We start from the raw sequence: 18,961 nt of genomic DNA on the forward strand, positions 1-18,961 counted from the left end.
GCATGACTGGAGAAGGTGAAGCACGAACCGGAGACGCCGCGGCCAGACACGGCCGTGCTCGAGGCGTTGCAGGTCTACCGTGCGGCCGAGGCGGCGATGCGACGCCGCACGGGGGCGGCCATGGGGATCGGCGAGAACGACCTGCTCGCCCTCCGGCTCATCCTCGACAACACGTCCGCCGGTCGTCCGACCTTCGCCAAAGACGTGAGCGCGTATCTCGGCGTCTCGAGCGCATCCACCACCCTCCTCATCGACCGGCTGGTGCGCGGAGGTTTCGTCGAGCGACGACAGAGCACGGTCGACAAGCGGTCCGTCGAACTCGTCCCCACGCTCGCCGCGCAGGGCGACACCGGCCCGATGCTGGCGGCGGCGCAGGAGCAGATCGCCGCGGCGACCGCGGAGCTCAGCCCCGACGAAGCCGAAACCGTTACGCGGTTCCTCACCAAGATGCGGCAGACCGTAGACCGCATCGCCGCCGAGCGCGCCGCCGCTAGGCCGAAACGAACCTGAAGTCAAGGGGATTGCTAGGCAATTGAAGTAGTTGTTGTGTGGAGCGCGTCAAGGAAAGGACACTTCTCCATGAACATCCTGCTCATCATCATCGCCATCATCGCGATCATCCTGCTGCTCACCGGAGGGTTCGTGCAGTCGCTGAACTTCCTCCTCTGGGTGGGAATCATCCTGCTCGTCCTGGCTGTGATCGTCTGGCTCGTGCGACTGCTCACCGGGAGCCGACGGGTCTAGGCCCGGAGGTCACCGGATGAGCCTCGGCGCTGGCATCTTCCTGGTCGTGGTGGGCGCGATCCTCGCGTTCGCCATCAACGTCCAGGTGGCCTGGATCGATCTCCACCTGGTGGGCTACATCCTGATGTTCGCCGGCGTCATCGGCATCATCATCGGGATCGTGCTGCTCACTCGGCGTCGCACCTCCGTCGCCACCACCCGCACGGCCGTCGATCCTGCGACGGGCGAGCGCGTGACGCGCCGGACGGGCGAGTCGGACGACATCGTCTGACGCCCTCCCTTCTGGAAACGTGGAAGACCCCGTGCCACTCGGCACGGGGTCTTCTTCGCGCGGTGGAGCGGCTCACTCCATCGAGTCGAGGATGCCCACCAGGTTGTCGAACGTGGTCAGCGGGTTCAGGACGGCGAAACGGGTGTTCGGCCGGCCCGCGTGCGAACTCGGAGTGACGAACGCACGCTGCTCCTCCAACAGCCGGGCAGACCACAGGGCGTAGTCCTCCTTCGTCCACCCCTCGCGCTCGAACACGACCACCGAGAGCTGCGGCCGGCGCACCAGGCGGAAGCCGTCGCGCCGCTCGATCTCCTCGGCCACGCGCTCGGCCAGCCGGATGGATGCGGTCACCGCATCGCGGTAGGCGCCGGCTCCGTGCGATGCCAGCGAGAACCAGAACGGCAGCCCCCGGGCCCGGCGGGTGAGGTGCGCTGCGTAGTCGGAAGGGCTCCACTCCGTCGTCTCGGTCAGCGTGTCGAGGTACTCGGCGTGCTGGGTGTGCGCGCGTCGCCCGGCCTCCGGGTCGCGGTAGATCAGGGCGCAGGCGTCGAACGGCGCGAACAGCCACTTGTGCGGGTCGACGATCACCGAGTCCGCGTTCTCCACGCCGGCGAAACGGTCGCGGGCCAGCGGCGACAGCATCCCCGCGAGTCCATAGGCGCCGTCGACGTGCAGCCAGAACGAGAAGTCCGACTTCAGCGCGGCGATGGATGCGATGTCGTCGACGATGCCGAAGTTCGTGGAGCCGCCGGTGGCGACGACCGCGAACACCGCGTCGCCGTACTCCTCCAGCGCCGGGCGCACCGCGTCGCCGCTGAGCACACCGCTCTCCCCCGGTGAGACGGCGACGACGTCCACATCCATCACCCGTGCCGCGGACGAGACCGACGAGTGCGCCTCGGAGCTGCAGACGATCACCCAGCGGCCGGCCGGGTTGCCGCGCTCGGTGCGGGCCGCATCCCGCGCCGCCACCAGGGCGGAGAGGTTTCCGAGGGTCCCGCCCTGCACGAAGACGCCGCCGGCCGTCGCGGGAAGCCCGAACTCGGCCGCCAGCCACGCCAGCACCTGGTTCTCCGCGTACACCGCGCCGGATCCCTCCAGCCACGAGCCGCCGTAGACGGCGCTGGCCGAGACGACGAGGTCGAACGCGGTGGCGGCTTTCGTCGGGGCCGTCGGGATGAACGACAGGTAGCTCGGGTGGTCGGTGGTGATGCACGCGGGGGCGAGGACGTGCTCGAAGAGGGCGAGCGCACGCTCGGCCCCGATGCCGTTCTCGGAGACGGTCTGCCCGGCCAGACGGCGCAGCTCGTACTCGGGCAGCGGCTTGTCGAGCGGGGTGTCCTCGCTGAGGATGCGCCGGCGCGAGTAGTCGAGCACCAGGTCGACCAGTTCACGGGTCTCCGGTGTCACCGCGTGCATGCGGTCGTGGGGCTGAGCGGGCTGCTGAGTCATGGAACCTCCGATCGACATGCTTTCACAAAGAACCCGCATGAGTTTGGCGCTGAACGCAACTCCATTGCTCGTTCATGGCGATATCTGAGCATTTCGAGCGCCCGTGCGCTTCTCGGCGGACGGCCTGCTACGGTCGAGCGGGTGAGTGACACACCCGCCGCCGACATCACCACCGACGGGGCGCTGGTCGCCCGGCTGCTCGCGGAGCAGCATCCCGACCTCGAGGGCGAACTCCGCCTGGTCAGCGACGGCTGGGACAACCAGCTGTACCGGCTCGGCGACCGCCTCGCGGTCCGCGTCCCGCGCCGTGAGGCCGCCGCGCACCTCATCGAGCACGAGCAGCGCATGCTCCCCGGGATCGCGGAACGGGTGAGCGTGCGCGTTCCCGTCCCGGTCCGCGTCGGGGCTCCGTCCCCGACCTTCCCCTGGCCGTGGAGCGTCGTCGAGTGGTTCGACGGCGTCGACGGCGCGTCCGTCGGCGCCGCGGGCCGCGTCGGCCTGGCCGAGCCGCTCGCGCGCTTCCTCGGCGAGCTCGCCGTGCCCGCCCCGGAGGCGCCGCAGAACCCGGTGCGCGGGATACCGCTCGCCGAACGCCGCGAGGCGGTCGCGACGCGGCTCCGCTCGCTGTCCGGACGCATGGAGGTCGCCGACCTCGAACAGGCGTGGCGCGAGGCCCTCGACGCGCCCGCCTGGGACGGACCGCCCCTGCTCCTCCACGGCGACCTGCACCCCGGCAACCTGCTGCTGGGCCACGATGGCGACCTGGTCGCCGTGGTCGACTTCGGCGACGTCACATCCGGCGACCCGGCGACGGATCTCGCGACCGCGTGGCTGACCTTCGATCGGGAGGCGCGCGAGCGGTTCCGGCGTGCGCTTCCCGTCACGCCGGATGCGGCGACGTGGGCGCGAGCACGCGGGTGGGCGGTGACGATGGCGTCCGCTCTGGCCATGGCGTCGGACGACAATCCGCGCATGGCCGCGCTGGCCCGGCACACGCTCGCGCAGATCCCGGAGTAGGTCACCGCAGGGGCGACCGGGTCAGAGGCCCCGCTCGTGGGTGGACCCGACGACCGGCTGGCCGTCCTCATCCACGGCGATCAGGCCGGAGGAGCTGGCCGCCGCGGCCGCGAGGCGCTCGATCCAGTCGCGGTCGAGTGTCGGCGGTCGTGAGCCGCTGAACCGGAAACGCAGGGGGATGGAGGGGTCGATCCAGACGGTCGAGCGACCGTCGCCGTTCTCCGCGGTCTCGCGCCAGCTCAGAGCGAACGACTCCTTGCGGCGCAGCTTCGACACGATCACCACTTCGAGGTGCGCGAGGACGCGATCCTCGAACGTGATCATCGTGCTGCTGTCGTAGACCATGTATCCCATCGGGCACCTCCAGCCAACACCGTACGCCAAGACGCACGTTCGTTGGCTCGACGATGTCCGGCGGGATGCGCGGAGGGAAGGTCAGGCCCGGCGGTAGGCCCCGGCGGCCGGGCAGTCGAACGGGTCGCGGGCCGCGAGGCCGACGCGGTTCAGGTACTGGATGACGATGGTGTACGACCGGACCAGCGACGTCTCGGTGTACGGCACCTCGTTCGCCGCGCAGTGCGCGATTGTCAGTTCACGAGCGCGCGCCAGGTGCGGCCGCGGCATGCTCGGGAAGAGGTGGTGCTCGACCTGGTGGTTGAGACCGCCCATGAGGATGTTCATCCACCATCCGCCGCGGATGTTGCGGGAGGTGCGCACCTGCTTGTCGAGGAAGCTGACGCGCGAGCCCTCGGGCAGCTGCGGCATGCCCTTGTGGTTGGGGGCGAAGGACGCCCCCATGTACAGGCCGAACACGGCGAGCTGCACTCCGAGGAACGCGAAGGCGACGCCGACCGGCATCAGCAGGAAGACAGCACTGAGGTAGATGCCGAATCGGATGAAGATGGCGGAGAGCTCACGGCCGCGGCCGGGGACCGGCGCCTTGCCGAAGAGGGTCCGCAGCGACGTGAAGTGGAGGTTGACGCCCTCGAGCAGCAGCAGCGGGAAGAAGAGGTAGCCCTGGCGACGCGTCAGTGCGCGCAGGATGCCCGTGGACCGGGCGGCGTCCGCCTCGGTGAACGAGATCGTGTCACGGGCGATGTCGGGGTCTTTCCCGATGGTGTTCGGGTTGGCGTGGTGACGGGTGTGCTTCGTCATCCACCAGTGGTAGCTCATGCCGACCATCCAGGTCGCGAGAAAACGCCCGGCGCGGTCGTTGGCGGGGCCGGAGTCGAACACCTGACGGTGTGAGGCCTCGTGCGCCACGAAGGCGAGCTGGGTGAAGATGATGCCGAGTGCTCCGGCGATCAGGAGGACGAACCACGAGTCGCCCAGCAGGACGATCCCGGCGAATGCGCCCACGAGCGCGAGGATGAGGACCGCGAACGTGGTGATGTAGAAGCCCCGACGACGTTCGAGGAGACCCTCGCTGCGAACCTCCGACAGGAGTTCGCTGTACGTGCTCGTCACGGACGGCCGTCCGGAGCGGGGCTTGGTGGTCCGGATCGGACCGAGAACGGTTGCGGTCACGCTTGACCTCCGCTGTGTCAGACGACTTCCCAGCCGAGGTGTTGGACGTTTCGCCCTAGATTCTCGAAGCATATGCGCCGTTCCTGGGCGCCAGCACCGAGATATGCCCGAAGGGGCTTGGGATCGATGCGGGGCCGGCGAACCGGCCCCGCATCGGGACCGGTCAGACCGGTCGGATGTTGGATGCCTGGAGGCCCTTGGGGCCGCGGGTCACCTCGTACTCGACCTTCTGATTCTCGGCCAGGTTGCGGAACTCGCCCTGCGACGCGATCTCGCTGAAGTGGGCGAAGACGTCGGCCGTGCCGTCATCCGGGGCAATGAAGCCGTAGCCCTTCTCCGTGCTGAACCATTTGACGGTACCTGTGGCCATCGTATTCTTCCTTCTTATTTGGTGTTGGGGACCATGACGGTCCCGTTCGCCGCGCGGAGAGCGCGGACGGCTGAGCGCCACGACGGAATGGAGCGGTCGTGACGATTCGTCGGGGAGGGAGTGGCCCTCGCCGGAGAGCTGAACGGCTGATGGAGCCGGACGGAGGGTGAGATACTTTTCCTTTTTCGCGGCCGTGACCGCGGGTACACATGCGCACACGACCCGAGGAAGGTGCGCTCAATCGACCCGGTGCGAGACGTCGTCGGCTGACCGGGTTCCCGCAAGACTACAGGACATCGGCCTCGAGCGCGCGAATCCCTCGTTTTCACCCGCGAGAGGGCTGGATTGTGAACCGAGAACTGATATTCTTGAAAAGTTTCTGATCGACGCCCATGTCTCGGGCGGTATCCGATCGTCATCACATCATCGAGGGGGAATATTGAGCGACCCGACCGTGCCCGCAGACGACCACGACAAGGCTCCGGAGGGCACACCGGCCGCGTCCGAACCGGCGGCACCAGAGCAGCCGGCAGCACCCGAGCAGCCCACAGCACCCGAGCAGCCGGCAGCACCCGAGCAGCCGGCAGCACCCGAGCAGCCCGCCGCACCCGAGCAGCCCGTTCCGCCGACCCAGCCGGTCGCACCCGAGCAGCAGGCCGCCTACACGACCGCGCCCGGCCAGCAGCCCTACCCGGGCGGTCAGCCCAACCCGTATGCGCCGCCCGCAGGCGAGAAGAAGAAGCCGGCCGTCCCGCGCTGGGTCTGGTGGGTCATCGGCGGTGCTGTCGCCTTCGCCGCCGTGGTGATCGTCGCGATCGTCCTGATCGCCAACCTTCTGGGCGGCGGCGGCGCGAAGGCCGTCGCGCAGGACTACCTGAACGACATCGCCAAGGGCAACGCGTCGGCCGCCAACAAGCTGGCCCGGGTCGACTCCTCGGAGGACGAGAACTTCCTCCTGACCAACGCCGTCCTCGGCAAGGCCCAGCACATCACGGCCCCGGTCGTGAGCCGGACGCTGTCGAGCCGAAGCTCCGACCTCACCCAGGTGAGCGTGACGTACAAGCTCGCCGGCAAGACCTACCGCGGGACCATCGAGCTGGATAAGGACGACAAGGGCTGGTACGTCAGCCGCGGTCTGACCTACCAGCTCCCGTTCGTGTCGTCCAGCATCCCCGGCTACGCGGTTCCCGGTGCCGACCACTCGCTGACGTCGAAGGATTCCGAGGTGGTCGCGTACCCCGGCGTGTACAGCATGGAGGCGCCGAACAAGTACTACGAGCTGGCCGGCTCCCCCAAGCTGACGGTGGCCGCCGACTCGTATCAGGTGAAGGACCTCAAGCTGACCCCGTCGCAGGCCTACCTCGACGAGGTGCAGAAGCAGGTCGACGCCCACTACGCCGAGTGCGCCACCAAGACGGCCTACTACGACGTGGAGGACTGCGGCATCGACCTCAGCTACCCGAGCAACATGTCCGTCTCGAAGTCCACCGTGGCCGTGAAGGTCGACGAGTCGCCGAAGGTCGAGATCAGCGACGACTCCGACTCGTACTACCAGTTCAAGATCGGCCCGGGGAAGTTCTCGGCCGTCATGACCGGTTCGGACTACAGCGGCAACCCGGCGAGTGAGAACCTCACCGGCGAGGCCGGCTACATCAGCGCCGACATCAAGATCGACGACGACAAGGTCGTGGTCACCTTCAACTGACCGCGAACGACGAAGGGCCGGGCGTCTGAGACGCCCGGCCCTTTCGCGTTGGTCCGCTTACCAGTCGTTCCCCACGCGGATCAGCTTCTTGTTGACGAACTCGTCCGCACCGAACCGGCCCAGCTCGCGCCCCGAACCGGAGCGCTTCACGCCGCCGAACGGCAGCTCGGCGCCGTCGGCCAGGACCACGTTGACGAACACCATTCCGGCCTCGATGCGGTCAGCGACGCGCGACGCCTGCTCCTTGTCGGTCGTGTACAGGTACGAGCCGAGCCCGAACGGGGTGTCGTTGGCGATGCGCACGGCGTCGTCCTCGTCCTTCGCGCGGTACACCTGGGCGACCGGGCCGAAGAACTCCTCCTTGGAGGCGGGGTTGTCGGGCGTCACGTCGGTGAGCACCGTCGTCTCGAAGAAGGCGCCGTTGCGGCCTCCGCCGCGCACCAGCTTCGCGCCGTTGTCCACAGCGCGCTTGACCTGCTCGTCGAGGTTCTCCGCCGCTTTCAGCGATGAGAGCGGGCCGAGGGCCGAATCCTCGCTCGTCGGGTCGCTCGCCTCCACCTCGGAGAGCTTGGCGGTGAACTTCTCCAGGAACGGCTCGTAGAGCTCGTCGATGACGACGAAGCGCTTGGCGGCGTTGCATGACTGGCCGCTGTTGTCGAGGCGGGCATCCACCGCGTTCTGCACCGCGGCATCCAGGTCGTCGGTCGAGAGCAGGATGAACGGGTCGGATCCGCCGAGCTCGAGCACGACCTTCTTCAGGTTGCGGCCGGCGATCTCGGCGACCTTCGCGCCGGCCCGCTCGGAGCCGGTGAGCGAGACGCCCTGCACGCGCGGGTCGGCGATCACGGTCTCGATCTGCGGGTGGCTGGCGTAGATGTTGACGTACGCACCCTCGGGGAAGCCCGCGTCGAGGAAGATCTGCTGGATCGCGGCGGCCGACTCCGGGCACTGCTCGGCGTGCTTCAGCAGGATGGTGTTTCCGATGACGAGGTTCGGTCCGGCGAACCGCGCCACCTGGTAGTACGGGAAGTTCCACGGCATGATTCCGAGGAGCACACCGAGCGGCGAGCGCCGGACGACGGCCGAGCCGTCGCCGTCGAGCAACTGGATCGGCTCGTCCTTGAGGAACTCGTCCGCGTGGTCGGCGTAGTACTCGTAGATCGCGCCGGCGAAGTCGACCTCGGCGAGCGCCTGCTCGACCGGCTTGCCCATCTCTCGCACGATGATCTCGGCGAGCTCCTGCCGGCGCTCCACGTGGAGTTCACCGACACGGCGGATCAGTGCGGCACGCTCCTGCCCGGTCGTCGACCGCGACCAGGTGCGGAAGGCGTTGTCGGCGGACGTGATCGCCGCCTCCAGGTCGGCGTCGCTGATGGTGTCGAAGGTCTTGACCGTCTCGCCGGTGGCGGGATTGGTCACGGCGTAGCTCATGGCGCTCCTCTTCTTCGCTGAAACGGGTCTGGCCCATCATGACAATACGGCTTCCGAAGCACCTGTGACCCGCCACACCGTCCACGCGGACGCGCATGCGTCGACATGACGTACAGCGTGTCTGAATCGGCGATGCGTTCGCGCTGCAGACCCTCGCAGGAACCGTTGCAATCACGCAACCGAAGCGTTCAATGGTGGCTGATCGAGGGAGGTGCTCGTGGACCTGCACGGAAAGAGCGTCGTCGTCACCGGCGGAAACAGCGGGATCGGGGCGGCGATCGTCCGCTCTCTGGCTGCAGCGGGAGCGGCGGTGGTGATCGACTACGTCTCGCGGCCGGAGGACGCCGCCGACCTGGTCAAGGACATCGTCGCGGCGGGCGGTCGCGCCATCGGAGTGGAGGCCGACGTCACCACGACCGCGGGTATCGACAAGTTGATCGGAACGGCGGTGGACGAGTTCGGGCGGTTGGACGCGTTCGTCAACAACGCGGGCGTCGAGATGCGCCACAGCCTGCTCGACGTGGACGAGGAGACCTTCGCCAAGGTGATGGCCGTCAACCTGACCAGCGCGGTGTTCGGAACGCAGCGCGCGGCGAAGCGCTTCATCCAGCAGGGAACAGGCGGGGTGGTCGTGAACGTGTCCTCGGTGCACGAGGACTGGCCGATGCCCGGCAATCTCAGCTATTGCGTGTCCAAGGGCGGGATGCGCATGCTCACGCGAACCGCAGGCGTCGAGCTCGGGCCGCAGGGCGTCCGGGTCGTGAGCGTCGCGCCCGGCGCGGTCGACACCCCCATCAACGCCGCCACGATGAAGGACGACGCGCTGCGGCAGAAGCTGGAGAACTCCATCCCGCTCCGAACGGTCGCCGAGCCGTCGGAGATCGGCGATGTCGTCGCGTTCGTCATCTCGGACGCGGCGAAGTACATGACGGCGACGACGGTCTTCGTCGACGGCGGCATCATGCACGGCAGTGTGGGGCTCTGACGAAGGGCGACCGCACCCGCACCCCAACCGGAGAATGAAAGGAGCGAGAGCGATGACGGAACCGCACATCCTCATCCTCGGCGCAGGATTCGCGGGGTTCACCCTCGCGCGCGACCTGCGTCGCGACGCCGCGGCCCACCGGGTGCGCCTGACCGTCGTGGAGCCGGAGCCGTACCTGACGTACAAGCCGCTGCTGCCGGAGGTGGCGGGCGGCGAGACCCAATCGCGAGACTCGGTGGTGCCGCTGCGCCGCCCGCTCAAGAACGCTGAGCTCGTTGCGGGGGCGCTCCAGTCGGTGGATACCGGCGCCCGGGTCGCGGTCGTGCGAACCCTCGACGGCACCGAGCGGGCGATCACCTACGACCACGTCGTGTTCGCCCTGGGCGCCGTCACCAAGACATTGCCCATCCCTGGGCTCGCGGAAACAGCGATCGGCTTCTCCAGCGTCGAGGAGGCGGCCTACCTGCGGGACCACGTGCTGGAGCGCATCCGCTTCGCCGCCGCCACCGGCGACGCCGCCGAGCGGAAGCGGGCGCTGACGTTCGTGTTCGTCGGCGGCGGGTACACGGGCGTCGAGGCGATCGCGGAACTGCAGCGTGTCGCGGCGGCCGAACTGGACCGCTATCGGGAGCTCGACGGCGAGCGGATGAACTGGCTGCTGATCGAGGTCGCCGGCCGGATCGCTGCCGAGCTTCCCGAGCAGCTCTCCGCCTGGACGCTGCGGCTGCTGCGCAAGCGCGGCATCCAGGTGCTCCTCCACACCGAGGTGAAGAGCTGCGAGCACGGCGACGTCGTGCTCAGCAACGGCGAGACGCATCCCACCGACACGCTCATCTGGGTGGCCGGCGTCACCCCCAACCCGGTGCTCGACCGAGCGGATGTGCCGCGCGGCCCCAAGGGGCACGTGCAGTGCAACGCCAGCCTGCAGGCCGTACGCGACGACGGAACACCCCTCGACGGGGTGTGGGCGCTCGGCGACGACGCCCAGGTGCCCGATCTCACGGCCGAGAAGCAGCCCGCCTACTACCCGCCGAACGCACAGAACGCGATCCGCCAGGCGCGGGTGCTCGCCGACAACCTGCGACGGTCGATCGCCGGGGAGAGCCTGACCGAGTACCGTCACCGTTCGCTGGGGACGCTCGCCAGCTACAGCGGGATGCGCGGAGCCGCCGTGGTCCGCGGCATTCCCCTCCGCGGCGTCGCGGCCTGGGCTGTCGACAAGGTCTACCACGCGATCGCCCTGCCCAGCGTGTCCCGACGGTTCCTGCTCATCCTCGGCTGGGTCGGCAACGGCCTCACCCCACGCGACGCGGCGCCGGTGGGCACGGTGCAGGAGCCGCGGGAGCGGTTCCGTGAGGCGGCAGCCGCGCAGGAGAAGAACTGACCGACGTCGTCCGACCCCGTTGACCCGGGAGTCACGGGGCGTTGGATGGCCGTGTGCGCGCGAACGACCGGTAGCGCGAAGAGGAGAGACAGCATGACGACGGTGAGCGAGTTCGTGATCGAGCGGATCCGGGAGTGGGGCGTTCGGCGGGTGTTCGGATTCCCCGGCGACGGCATCGGGGAGTTCGACGGTGCTCTCGGCAAGGCCGAGCGAGCCGGTGAGGGCGTGGAGTACATCCGTCCGACGCACGAGGAGATCGCCGCGTTGATGGCGACGGCCCACGCGAAGTTCACCGGTGAGGTCGGCGTGTGCGTCGCCACGTCGAGCCCGGGCGGGTTCCACCTGATCAACGGCCTGTACGACGCGAAGATGGACAACCAGCCCGTCGTCGCGATCGTCGGCCAGCAGGGCCTCGACTCGCTGGGGACGTTCAACCAGCAGGAGAGCCACCTCGAGCGGACCTTCTCGGATGTCGCCGCGTACGTGCAGACGATCGTGTCGCCCGCGCAGGCGCAGGCCGTCGTCGACACCGCGTTCCGGACCGCGATCACCCGGCTGCAGCCGTGCGTGATCATCCTTCCCCACGACGTGCAGGGACAGAAGATGGTCGAGCCGGGGCCGGAGATGTGGCAGTCGCGTTCGAGTGCTGTGGCCCCATCCACCGCCATCGCTCCCCCGCTGGAGCAGCTGCAGGCCGCCGCCGATCTCATCAACGCCGGCGAGCGCGTCACCTTCCTGGTGGGCGCCGGGGCGAACGGTGCGACCGCGGAGGTGCTGGAGGCGGCGAAGCTCGCCGGCGCCGGGGTCATCACGTCCCTCCGCGGAAAGCAGGTCGTGCCGTCGGACGTGCCGTTCCACACCCAGCAGCTGGGGCTCCTCGGCTCCCGGCCGAGCTACCACCAGATGAAGGAGTGCGACACGCTCGTGCTGCTCGGCACCAACTATCCGTACGGGCAGTTCCTGCCGGCGACCCGTCAGGCCCGGGCCGTGCAGATCGACCTGCGGCCGGAGCAGCTCGGCCTGCGGTATCCGACCGAGGTGAGCATCTGGGCGGACGTGAAGACCGCCCTGACCGGCCTTCTTCCCCTGCTCACGCAGAAGGAGGACCTCTCCTGGCAGGAGAAGGTCGTCGACGACATGCAGAAGTGGGACGACGAGCTCGCCGCACAGGCTGAGCAGACCTATGACGACGGGGTGAACCCGCGCAGGGTGTACGCGGAGCTGAACAAGAGGCTCCCTGCCGGTGCGATCGTCACCGCCGACGCGGGTACCACCGCCGACTGGTACGGCCACTACATCCGGCTTCACGACGGGATGCTCGGCGACCTCTCCGGCCGCCTCGCCACGATGATCGCGGCGATGCCCTACGCGGAGGCGGCGAAGTTCGCGTATTCGGATCGGACGGTCGTCTGCACCATCGGCGACGGCGCGTTCCAGATGCTCGGGATGAATGAGCTGATCACCATCAAGAAGTACCTGTCACGGTGGTCCGACCCGACCTTCATCGTCCTGGTGCTGCACAACGACGACCTCACGCAGGTCTCGTGGGAGATGCGCACCGAGGACGCGAACCCCGTCTGGGAGACCGCACAGGCCGTCGAGTCCGTCGACTACGCCGGCTGGGCGCGCCTCCTCGGCTTCAACGGCATCACCGTGACCGACGACGACGATGTGGCCGCCGCGTGGGATGCCGCATTCGCCCACCGCGGCGTCACGCTGATCGACGCGCACACCAGCAAGAACGTGCCGCCCCTCCCCCCGCACATCACAGCGGAGTTCGCCAAGAACACGGCGTTCGCGCTGCTGAAGGGCGACCCGGACGGGCTCGGCGCCATCAAGGACTCGGCCACCTCGCTCGTCACCGAGGGCGTGGAGCGCGTGAAGGGGGTGCTGCACCGGGACCACGGCGACGACGAGGGGTGATCCCGGCGCGCTGCTAGTGCTCGTCCCTGTTGTGCTCGTCCCTGTTGTGCTCGTCCCTGTTGTGCTCGTCCTGGTCGTGACCGTGCCGATCGTGATCGTGCTCGTGCTCGTGCTCGGCCTTGGGGTAGTTGCCCGCGCGCTGGTGCGTGCTGCGCACCAGCGGTACTTCGCCGTCGCGCTCGGCGCCGATGTACGTCCCGGTCACGTCCGCTTCCGGTCCGACCCCGCCGCTCTCGGTGTACTGCCCGTGGACTCCGCGCGGCTCGGGCGCCTCCGGATCAGCCTGCGTGTAGCGGCCTTCGAGCCCGTCCCGCTCGTTCTCCTGCACCATGGTCACCGCCTCCTCTTTGATTGCGATATCGCAATTATCTCACCAGTGAGGCCGCTCGGGGCGGCGTTGACCGATCCAGGGTAGAAAGGACGCGTGAGCGAAGATCTGCAGGTGGAGGCCGCCCTGGGCGCCGCCGACGTCTTGATGCGCGTGGCCGCCCGCTCGGTCATGGAGGTCGAGGACGTCGTCACCTCCCCGCAGCTCCGAGTCCTGGTCCTCATAGCCCGGCGTGGACCCCGCACGCTCGGCGATGTCGCCGCCGAGCTCGGTGTGCACGCCTCCAACGCGACGCGCCTCAGCGACAAGCTCGTCCAGGCCGGCCTCGTCGAGCGCCACGAGGACCCCGAGGACCGCCGCTACGTCCGCCTCACCCTCACGCGCGCCGGCCGCCGCCTGGTGGAGCGCGTCATCGGCCACCGACGCCAGGCGATCGCCGAGGTCCTCGCGGCAATGCCCCCGTCCGAGCGGGCCGCCGCCAGCCGGGCCTTCGAAGCCTTCGCCCGGGCCGCGAGCACCGACCCCGACGACGACGACGGCCGTTTCACGCTGCTGCCGCCGGGGTGGCGGGACGAGGGATTTCCCGAGGACTTGGACGTGGAGCGCGCCTGAGAGATGAGAGCTGCGGGCAGAACCACAGTCTCATCACGCCTCTGCACCCTCCCTTCGATTCATAGGACCTAGAGATCGAGTGCCTTTGTGTTCCAGTTGCGGACCATCCAGCGAAGAAATGACTGGCCGATAAGAATCATCCACAGGCCGATGTAGTAAATGACCGCCATTGCGAGATGGCTTGCAGGTGGGAGATCACTTCTGATGTTGGACGGCGATATTCCGTAGAGCACCCCCAATGCCAACGCAATCGGCAAGAGTCTCGTCATGATCATGACCGCGCGGCCCACCTTGGCGTCGTCGCTCAAGTACTCCTCCGGATACTGCCAGACGGGGCCTCGTACGAATAACAGGAAGACGCGATCTCCTGGCCGATAGTCCGCCTTGATGTGCTTGCGGATGAACTCGCCTACGAACCATTCGCGCGCCAGGTCGACCATGTCGGATGGGCCGACCGGAGGGACATCAAGCCTCCATCGGGTTGGAGCCGGCGAGCGCCCCTTTTTGCTGGTGAACTTCTTCCCCGGCCTCTGAGTCATCCCTGCTTTTCGCGGCATCATCGGAGCGTTCCAATAGCGGACCATCCACCGAAGCCAAGAGTGCGACTTGAGCGCAAACCAACAACTCGCAGAGAACAACAAAAACAGAACGGCGGCCACAATCAGGCCGGTCGTCACATCATTTCCCGATAGCGCGGACGAAGTGACGCCGGTTGTCCGCAGCAGCACAACCAGGCTCAATCCGCCGAGAATCAGCGCGACCAGACAATTATTAAAGAGGTAGACACACCTGTCCCCGACGTACTTGCTTCGCCGGGCTTTGTCTGCCTCGAGATAGCGCCTAGCCGTTTTCACGGCTCCGCGCGTGTCAGCGACACTTCCGAAGAGCGCGTCGTCCAGCCGGTAGTCAGCCCGAAGCATCTTTCGAACGAAGTTTGCTTTCCACGTCACCGATGGGCTCCTACGTGAGGCCGTTGCCTCGCCCGGACGGATGCCACGCCGGATTCGCCGCTAAGCGCCAGCGCGAACGTGCCTTCCTTTCGGATCATCGACGAGATCGGCTCAGTCGTCGATGTTCCAAAAATCTCCACTAGGCCCGCGGCCAGAGCGCGTCGTACGACTCCAAGAGCTTCTGCGGCATCGCGAGGCGACAATATCTGTCCGCATGATCCAGCGAGCCTCTGATCGAATCCGAGTCGTTGTTCAACGAAAACTCAGTCCCGAGCAGACGCCTCGTGACAATATTCCCGGGAAGTACGAGGCCCAGGCCGAAAATGTCTGTGCGTGGTTCGAGTGCTGTTTCGAAGACGAAGGTTTCGTAGAGCACGAATCGGATTTCGCGATCTTCGCGGTTCACTGACAAGAGCGAAGCTTTTGTGCCCAGGTGTGATTCAATCAGACGCGCCAATTCAGTAACGTCGGTAATGTTTGACAATTCATTCTCCTCGGGGATGCGCGATTTGCGCCTTGCCGTCGTAGTCGTACCGATGTGGCTTTGGGAGGACCATGATCAAGGCGCCGGAACTCTGAATCGCTCCGTGGTTCTCGAGCCAGGGTTCATGCGAACCTCGATGGGCTTCGCACGGCCAGCACAACAAGCGGCGCCCCCGACAGCCATGGGATTTGGAACGCTGTCCGCGCCTGCCTCTATTCGATCCGTGTCACAAGCGACGGGGTCGGACAGCCCCGCGCGAGACAAGGTTGACGCATCGACCCAAACCGTTTCTTCCACGAACGTGTCCGCGATCGCGCGGCCATCCACCAGTCCGGCGGCATATTACTGAACGAACCACTCGAGACGATTCTTGGCTGCCGGCCACCCTCGGCGGGGGACGCAACGTAGGTGATCATGGCGCCGACGACGATCGGCAACCCGTGTCAGATCAGCTACCGACCGATGGTCAGCACCCGTGCTCACCGCACTACTAGGACCACGTCGCAACCATGAAGTGCGGCTTGCCCTCCGGATCAAGTGCCGATTGCCGAATCTCCTCCGGGCTCAAGTTCACGTAGTGCGAGAACTCAACGAGTTCGGTCCTGTTTCCAGTTCGAACGACGCCGTCGCTACTGTGGTGCAACTCATACCAGCGATCTCCAGAGTCTGTGACCTCGAAACCGGGGGCTGCCTTGTCAATAGTGACCGGGATCGACACGACCAACAGCATCGGAAGACCCTTGTCACCGCGGAGACTGCTGCAGAACAAATAGGTGAGGAACTTTTCCATATCCTCCAGCAACGGAGAGGAGAACTGCAGGCTCTCCTCGGTGCTGGCTCGCTGCGCCCGGGTCAGGAACAAGCGATCATCAACCACACGAAGGAAGTTCCGTATCTCTGCTCCCGTATCAGCAAACACCCATGCGTCAAACTCCGCCCTGAAACTCCCACCGAAATGCGCAGGAATCGCTACCGAGTTCACGCGCTCCACCATTGCCTCCACATCCGCGTGGTCAATACTCATTTCGAGAACTCTCCCGGGACTAGCACTCCAGCTTTCAGAAGCTCTTGTACGTTCACGATGTCGCCTTTCTCGTTACGAATGAGGAGTTGGTGCCCGCCGCCGGGTCTGCCGAAAGCGCGACGATCTGCAACCCGTCCCAGATCAGATCCCAGCCGGCCTGCTCCCGCCGAGCCGTCTCTGCGGCTTCGATGTCCTTGGCGTAGCCGGAGAACATCTTCTCCCAACCGGCCGTGGCGGCTTTCTGGTTCTGCGTGCAGTAATCCAACATCCCGGAGGTCAGCGGCCCCAACTGCCGCAGAGTCAGAGTGAAGCTGCCCGCGGTGCAGGAACGGCCCTGACCCGACCGTGAGCGCACGATAAGGTCCTTCACCGGCCCGAACCCGGGATCGGAGGCCTCATACGCCTCCCACGTCTCCTTCTGCCCCTTCACGATCGGAGGAATAGGAGGTCGCCTAACTCGGACTTCCGAAGAGGGCGGATCCAAGCGACCACAGGGCTGCGGCCACCCACACGAACGCGACGTACTGCATCGGGATCCAGAAGAGAGTGTGCCTGTTGAACGCACCCTTGGTGGTTGCCGCTGTCTCCGCCGCGAACAGATCGTTGGACATGCGCTGCGCGTCGTGTACTGATGCCGGTGGGGGCTGGCCTGGACCGAGCGAGAATCTGCCGCTCGTGACCAGCTCGTCGAGTTGTGCACGGCGAGCTCTGAGCAGACGCTCGACCGTGCGCTGAGGGCGTCTTCGATTCATCGCGATGCCCGTGAACCAGGTGGCGACTGCTGCCAGGAGAAGCAGAATGCCGAGCGACACATGCGGTGCCGACTTCGGGAGGACCTCAACTTCGAGCCCGCCAGCGATGATGACGGCTGCGGTCGCATAGAGGAGCGCAATGATCCCCCAGCCTCGCCACAGGATGATCATGATGCGCTCTGCTTTGGAGCCGCATACCCGATGTAGACCAGGACGAATGGCGACGGATCCTTTTGGAACACGTGGTAGAAGGGCGAATTGATCTCCAGATCGTTCGCTTCCAACGTCGCCAGAAGCTTCGCGTAGACCGCTTCTGTCTGCTCCTCGAATTCACCCTTGACGATCCCTCTCAGCAAAGGGGCGACGTCGACGTACGAATGAAAGAAAAAATCCTCGTGGCGCAGCAAGGTGCTTTGCCGAATCGGGAGGAACGTCTCGATATCGACCATCTCGTCCATCGGCACGTTGTTGAGACTGTAGAACAGCGGCCCCACGGGTTCGCAGCCGTTCGCCTCGACCCGGGATACGAACTCGTCGAACTGCGCCGCCATCTCCGTGTAGTGACACGTTGTGCGATGGCTCACCACGTTCTGAAAGGACAGTCTTTCGCCGAACGCCACGTCATGAAACGGCGTGGCCATCACCGCTTCTCCACGTGTGCGTATAGGTCGAGCACGGACTCGCCGTAGAAGTCGAGGATCACGTGATAGACGCTCTGAAGACTCAATCCTTCTTCTGCCACCGCCTCCTCGATCGCGTCGTACGGCAGTGGCTCCTCGACATCCCAGTGACGATAGAAGTAGTCAGTCTCCAGCTCTACGCGCTCATGGAATTCGAATCCGGAGTGGCGATCACCGACCATATTCACACGATTACCCAGAGTGGTCATTAAGGTGAAGGTCTCCGATCCAGGAAGTCCCCGAAAGACCATCGGGCCCGTGATGTAGTAACCGTTGTGCACCAGCACCTGGCGGAAGTAGTCGGCAGTCCCGTCGACGATTTCCAGGAGCTCGTCGCCCTCGTGAAGGTCGAGTGTGTAGCTCACGACGTTGTTCATGCTCAGCGTTCGCGGTTGGAGTTTCACGGTGAGTCCTCTTTCTCGTTGTCTCGTTCAGAACCGTTCAGGATGTGCGGCGGATAAGCGGGGAACCGCGGTCACAGGACGTACTTGGCCAGTACCCAGAACAAAGCGAGAGCCCCCGCCACCCCCACGACCCAGAGGAAGATCTTCCTGGCAAGTCTTAGACGTACTTCCTTCGCCACAGGGCGAGGAGGACGCTCCCAGTAGTCACGATCCTTCGACTTCAGATAGGCCAGGTACGCGAACTCGACCGGAAGACTGGTCGTGAAGCAAGCGAAAACGACCAGCATGATGATGCCTATGCAGTTCACGACATATTGGCCTTGTGTCAATACGTTGGGAATGATCATCACAAGCCCGAAGGTGGCCCAGTAGATTTTCGACGTATTGGACCGCGAAACAGCCAGGTAATTTCCGACGGTGCGGTTCTCCGAGTGGCCGAGCCTCAGACGACGCCGCAGCAACAACGCGTGGAACCCGGATGCACCGCCTGTCAGCACCAACGCCACCGCGCCGATTGCGTAGAACATCGCGGGGGACAGACGGCTGGTGGCACTGTCGAATGATGAAATGACGACCGCCATGATGCTGATGCTGTACACCAATAGCGCCGACATGCTCGCCATCACGACCGAAAAGAGTGTCTGGAACCGGAAGACCGCGCGCCTGGAGACTGTAAGAATCAGCACGAAGCCGCACATGCCCAGAACGATCAAGTGAACCGTAAAGAGTGGCAAAAACAAACCAGCGCCTTCATGGAACACGAGCGCTTGAATGCCGGCGAACGTATCGAGGCTGAGGAGCAGAATGACCAGGATCGTTACACCTGGAAGACTCGCCAGCGACGCTCGGGTATTGGCTAACGCTGTGAAATAGGCACGATTAGCCTCCGCAGCGCTTGGCGTCTTGTGCTTATTCACC

The 18,961-nt window shown here is 66.0% G+C and carries 22 protein-coding genes; 9 read left to right on the forward strand and 13 right to left on the reverse strand.

Annotated elements, in window-relative coordinates:
* The first annotated feature begins 15 nt into the window (after positions 1-15).
* The 3 genes from J2Y42_RS01480 (at position 16) to J2Y42_RS01490 (ending at position 1,015) form a co-directional block, all read left to right on the forward strand.
* Positions 16-510 carry a MarR family transcriptional regulator gene (locus J2Y42_RS01480; RefSeq protein ID WP_309854177.1) on the forward strand — a complete coding sequence of 165 codons (495 nt, stop codon included), beginning with the start codon at positions 16-18 and terminating at the stop codon, positions 508-510.
* A 69-nt stretch (positions 511-579) separates the two neighbouring features.
* Positions 580-744 (forward strand): hypothetical protein, encoded by a 165-nt coding sequence (locus J2Y42_RS01485; RefSeq protein WP_167552371.1) that lies wholly within the window; start codon positions 580-582, stop codon positions 742-744.
* 16 nt (positions 745-760) lie between these two features.
* Positions 761-1,015, forward strand: coding sequence for a DUF6458 family protein (locus tag J2Y42_RS01490; RefSeq protein WP_018192283.1), 255 nt, complete (start codon positions 761-763; stop codon positions 1,013-1,015).
* Positions 1,016-1,087: 72 nt separating this feature from the next.
* Here J2Y42_RS01490 and J2Y42_RS01495 read toward each other — a convergent pair whose 3' ends face one another.
* Positions 1,088-2,485 carry a pyridoxal phosphate-dependent decarboxylase family protein gene (locus J2Y42_RS01495; protein ID WP_396427130.1) on the reverse strand — a complete coding sequence of 466 codons (1,398 nt, stop codon included), beginning with the start codon at positions 2,483-2,485 and terminating at the stop codon, positions 1,088-1,090.
* A gap of 123 nt (positions 2,486-2,608) precedes the next feature.
* Here J2Y42_RS01495 and J2Y42_RS01500 point away from each other — a divergent pair, with 123 nt between their 5' ends.
* Complete coding sequence (locus J2Y42_RS01500; RefSeq protein WP_309854189.1) at positions 2,609-3,484, forward strand: aminoglycoside phosphotransferase family protein; 876 nt, start codon at positions 2,609-2,611, stop codon at positions 3,482-3,484.
* Between the two features lie 21 nt (positions 3,485-3,505).
* On the opposite strand, the gene J2Y42_RS01505 is transcribed toward J2Y42_RS01500, so the two are convergent.
* From J2Y42_RS01505 to J2Y42_RS01515, 3 genes are all read right to left on the reverse strand, one after another.
* Positions 3,506-3,838, reverse strand: coding sequence for an ATP-dependent DNA ligase (locus tag J2Y42_RS01505; RefSeq protein WP_309854192.1), 333 nt, complete (start codon positions 3,836-3,838; stop codon positions 3,506-3,508).
* Positions 3,839-3,919: 81 nt separating this feature from the next.
* Positions 3,920-5,011 carry a fatty acid desaturase gene (locus J2Y42_RS01510; RefSeq protein WP_309854195.1) on the reverse strand — a complete coding sequence of 364 codons (1,092 nt, stop codon included), beginning with the start codon at positions 5,009-5,011 and terminating at the stop codon, positions 3,920-3,922.
* 163 nt (positions 5,012-5,174) lie between these two features.
* Positions 5,175-5,381 carry a cold-shock protein gene (locus tag J2Y42_RS01515; RefSeq protein WP_018192289.1) on the reverse strand — a complete coding sequence of 69 codons (207 nt, stop codon included), beginning with the start codon at positions 5,379-5,381 and terminating at the stop codon, positions 5,175-5,177.
* Positions 5,382-5,820: 439 nt separating this feature from the next.
* On the opposite strand from J2Y42_RS01515, the gene J2Y42_RS01520 reads away from it, so the two are divergent.
* The gene (locus J2Y42_RS01520; RefSeq protein WP_309854198.1) at positions 5,821-7,086 is read left to right on the forward strand and encodes a hypothetical protein; all 1,266 of its coding nucleotides are present in this window, start codon (positions 5,821-5,823) and stop codon (positions 7,084-7,086) included.
* A gap of 57 nt (positions 7,087-7,143) precedes the next feature.
* Here the strand turns inward: J2Y42_RS01520 and J2Y42_RS01525 are convergent, their stop codons facing one another.
* Positions 7,144-8,517, reverse strand: coding sequence for an NAD-dependent succinate-semialdehyde dehydrogenase (locus J2Y42_RS01525; RefSeq protein ID WP_309854201.1), 1,374 nt, complete (start codon positions 8,515-8,517; stop codon positions 7,144-7,146).
* A 217-nt stretch (positions 8,518-8,734) separates the two neighbouring features.
* Between J2Y42_RS01525 and J2Y42_RS01530 the strand changes: the two genes are divergently transcribed.
* From J2Y42_RS01530 to J2Y42_RS01540, 3 genes are all read left to right on the forward strand, one after another.
* Positions 8,735-9,502, forward strand: coding sequence for a glucose 1-dehydrogenase (locus tag J2Y42_RS01530; protein WP_309854204.1), 768 nt, complete (start codon positions 8,735-8,737; stop codon positions 9,500-9,502).
* A 52-nt stretch (positions 9,503-9,554) separates the two neighbouring features.
* Positions 9,555-10,886, forward strand: coding sequence for an FAD-dependent oxidoreductase (locus tag J2Y42_RS01535; RefSeq protein ID WP_309854207.1), 1,332 nt, complete (start codon positions 9,555-9,557; stop codon positions 10,884-10,886).
* Positions 10,887-10,979: 93 nt separating this feature from the next.
* Complete coding sequence (locus J2Y42_RS01540; protein WP_309854209.1) at positions 10,980-12,809, forward strand: thiamine pyrophosphate-requiring protein; 1,830 nt, start codon at positions 10,980-10,982, stop codon at positions 12,807-12,809.
* 13 nt (positions 12,810-12,822) lie between these two features.
* Here the strand turns inward: J2Y42_RS01540 and J2Y42_RS01545 are convergent, their stop codons facing one another.
* A complete protein-coding gene (locus tag J2Y42_RS01545) occupies positions 12,823-13,146 on the reverse strand; it encodes a hypothetical protein (protein ID WP_309854212.1) in 324 nt (107 codons plus the stop codon).
* An 87-nt stretch (positions 13,147-13,233) separates the two neighbouring features.
* On the opposite strand from J2Y42_RS01545, the gene J2Y42_RS01550 reads away from it, so the two are divergent.
* A complete protein-coding gene (locus tag J2Y42_RS01550; RefSeq protein ID WP_309854215.1) occupies positions 13,234-13,749 on the forward strand; it encodes a MarR family transcriptional regulator in 516 nt (171 codons plus the stop codon).
* Positions 13,750-13,817: 68 nt separating this feature from the next.
* Here the strand turns inward: J2Y42_RS01550 and J2Y42_RS01555 are convergent, their stop codons facing one another.
* From J2Y42_RS01555 to J2Y42_RS01585, 7 genes are all read right to left on the reverse strand, one after another.
* On the reverse strand, positions 13,818-14,699 hold the full coding sequence (locus J2Y42_RS01555) for a hypothetical protein (RefSeq protein ID WP_309854218.1): 882 nt from the start codon (positions 14,697-14,699) through the stop codon (positions 13,818-13,820).
* 974 nt (positions 14,700-15,673) lie between these two features.
* A complete protein-coding gene (locus J2Y42_RS01560) occupies positions 15,674-16,207 on the reverse strand; it encodes an Imm61 family immunity protein (protein WP_309854221.1) in 534 nt (177 codons plus the stop codon).
* A 52-nt stretch (positions 16,208-16,259) separates the two neighbouring features.
* Entirely contained in the window at positions 16,260-16,637 is a 378-nt protein-coding gene (locus J2Y42_RS01565) for a hypothetical protein (RefSeq protein ID WP_309854224.1), read from the reverse strand.
* 22 nt (positions 16,638-16,659) lie between these two features.
* Entirely contained in the window at positions 16,660-17,130 is a 471-nt protein-coding gene (locus tag J2Y42_RS01570) for a hypothetical protein (RefSeq protein ID WP_309854227.1), read from the reverse strand.
* A complete protein-coding gene (locus J2Y42_RS01575; protein WP_309854230.1) occupies positions 17,127-17,600 on the reverse strand; it encodes a DUF5085 family protein in 474 nt (157 codons plus the stop codon). Before J2Y42_RS01575 ends, J2Y42_RS01570 begins: the two co-directional genes overlap by 4 nt.
* Positions 17,600-18,016 carry a hypothetical protein gene (locus tag J2Y42_RS01580; RefSeq protein WP_309854233.1) on the reverse strand — a complete coding sequence of 139 codons (417 nt, stop codon included), beginning with the start codon at positions 18,014-18,016 and terminating at the stop codon, positions 17,600-17,602. The genes J2Y42_RS01575 and J2Y42_RS01580 overlap by 1 nt, the downstream gene beginning before the upstream one ends.
* A gap of 98 nt (positions 18,017-18,114) precedes the next feature.
* Positions 18,115-18,960 (reverse strand): hypothetical protein, encoded by an 846-nt coding sequence (locus J2Y42_RS01585; RefSeq protein WP_309854235.1) that lies wholly within the window; start codon positions 18,958-18,960, stop codon positions 18,115-18,117.
* Position 18,961: the final 1 nt, after the last annotated feature.

This window comes from Leifsonia sp. 1010 (assembly GCF_031455295.1).
Lineage (GTDB): Bacteria > Actinomycetota > Actinomycetes > Actinomycetales > Microbacteriaceae > Leifsonia.

Excerpts from the sequence above, each read along its gene's own strand:
- J2Y42_RS01485 (WP_167552371.1), top strand. The coding sequence starts at position 580 with ATGAACATCCTGCTCATCATCATCGCCATCATCGCGATCATCCTGCTG.
- J2Y42_RS01490 (WP_018192283.1), top strand. The coding sequence starts at position 761 with ATGAGCCTCGGCGCTGGCATCTTCCTGGTCGTGGTGGGCGCGATCCTC.
- J2Y42_RS01495 (WP_396427130.1), bottom strand. The coding sequence starts at position 2,485 with ATGTCGATCGGAGGTTCCATGACTCAGCAGCCCGCTCAGCCCCACGAC.
- J2Y42_RS01505 (WP_309854192.1), bottom strand. The coding sequence starts at position 3,838 with ATGGGATACATGGTCTACGACAGCAGCACGATGATCACGTTCGAGGAT.
- J2Y42_RS01515 (WP_018192289.1), bottom strand. The coding sequence starts at position 5,381 with ATGGCCACAGGTACCGTCAAATGGTTCAGCACGGAGAAGGGCTACGGC.
- J2Y42_RS01525 (WP_309854201.1), bottom strand. The coding sequence starts at position 8,517 with ATGAGCTACGCCGTGACCAATCCCGCCACCGGCGAGACGGTCAAGACC.
- J2Y42_RS01535 (WP_309854207.1), top strand. The coding sequence starts at position 9,555 with ATGACGGAACCGCACATCCTCATCCTCGGCGCAGGATTCGCGGGGTTC.
- J2Y42_RS01540 (WP_309854209.1), top strand. The coding sequence starts at position 10,980 with ATGACGACGGTGAGCGAGTTCGTGATCGAGCGGATCCGGGAGTGGGGC.
- J2Y42_RS01560 (WP_309854221.1), bottom strand. The coding sequence starts at position 16,207 with ATGAGTATTGACCACGCGGATGTGGAGGCAATGGTGGAGCGCGTGAAC.
- J2Y42_RS01570 (WP_309854227.1), bottom strand. The coding sequence starts at position 17,130 with ATGATCATCCTGTGGCGAGGCTGGGGGATCATTGCGCTCCTCTATGCG.
- J2Y42_RS01575 (WP_309854230.1), bottom strand. The coding sequence starts at position 17,600 with ATGGCCACGCCGTTTCATGACGTGGCGTTCGGCGAAAGACTGTCCTTT.
- J2Y42_RS01580 (WP_309854233.1), bottom strand. The coding sequence starts at position 18,016 with ATGAACAACGTCGTGAGCTACACACTCGACCTTCACGAGGGCGACGAG.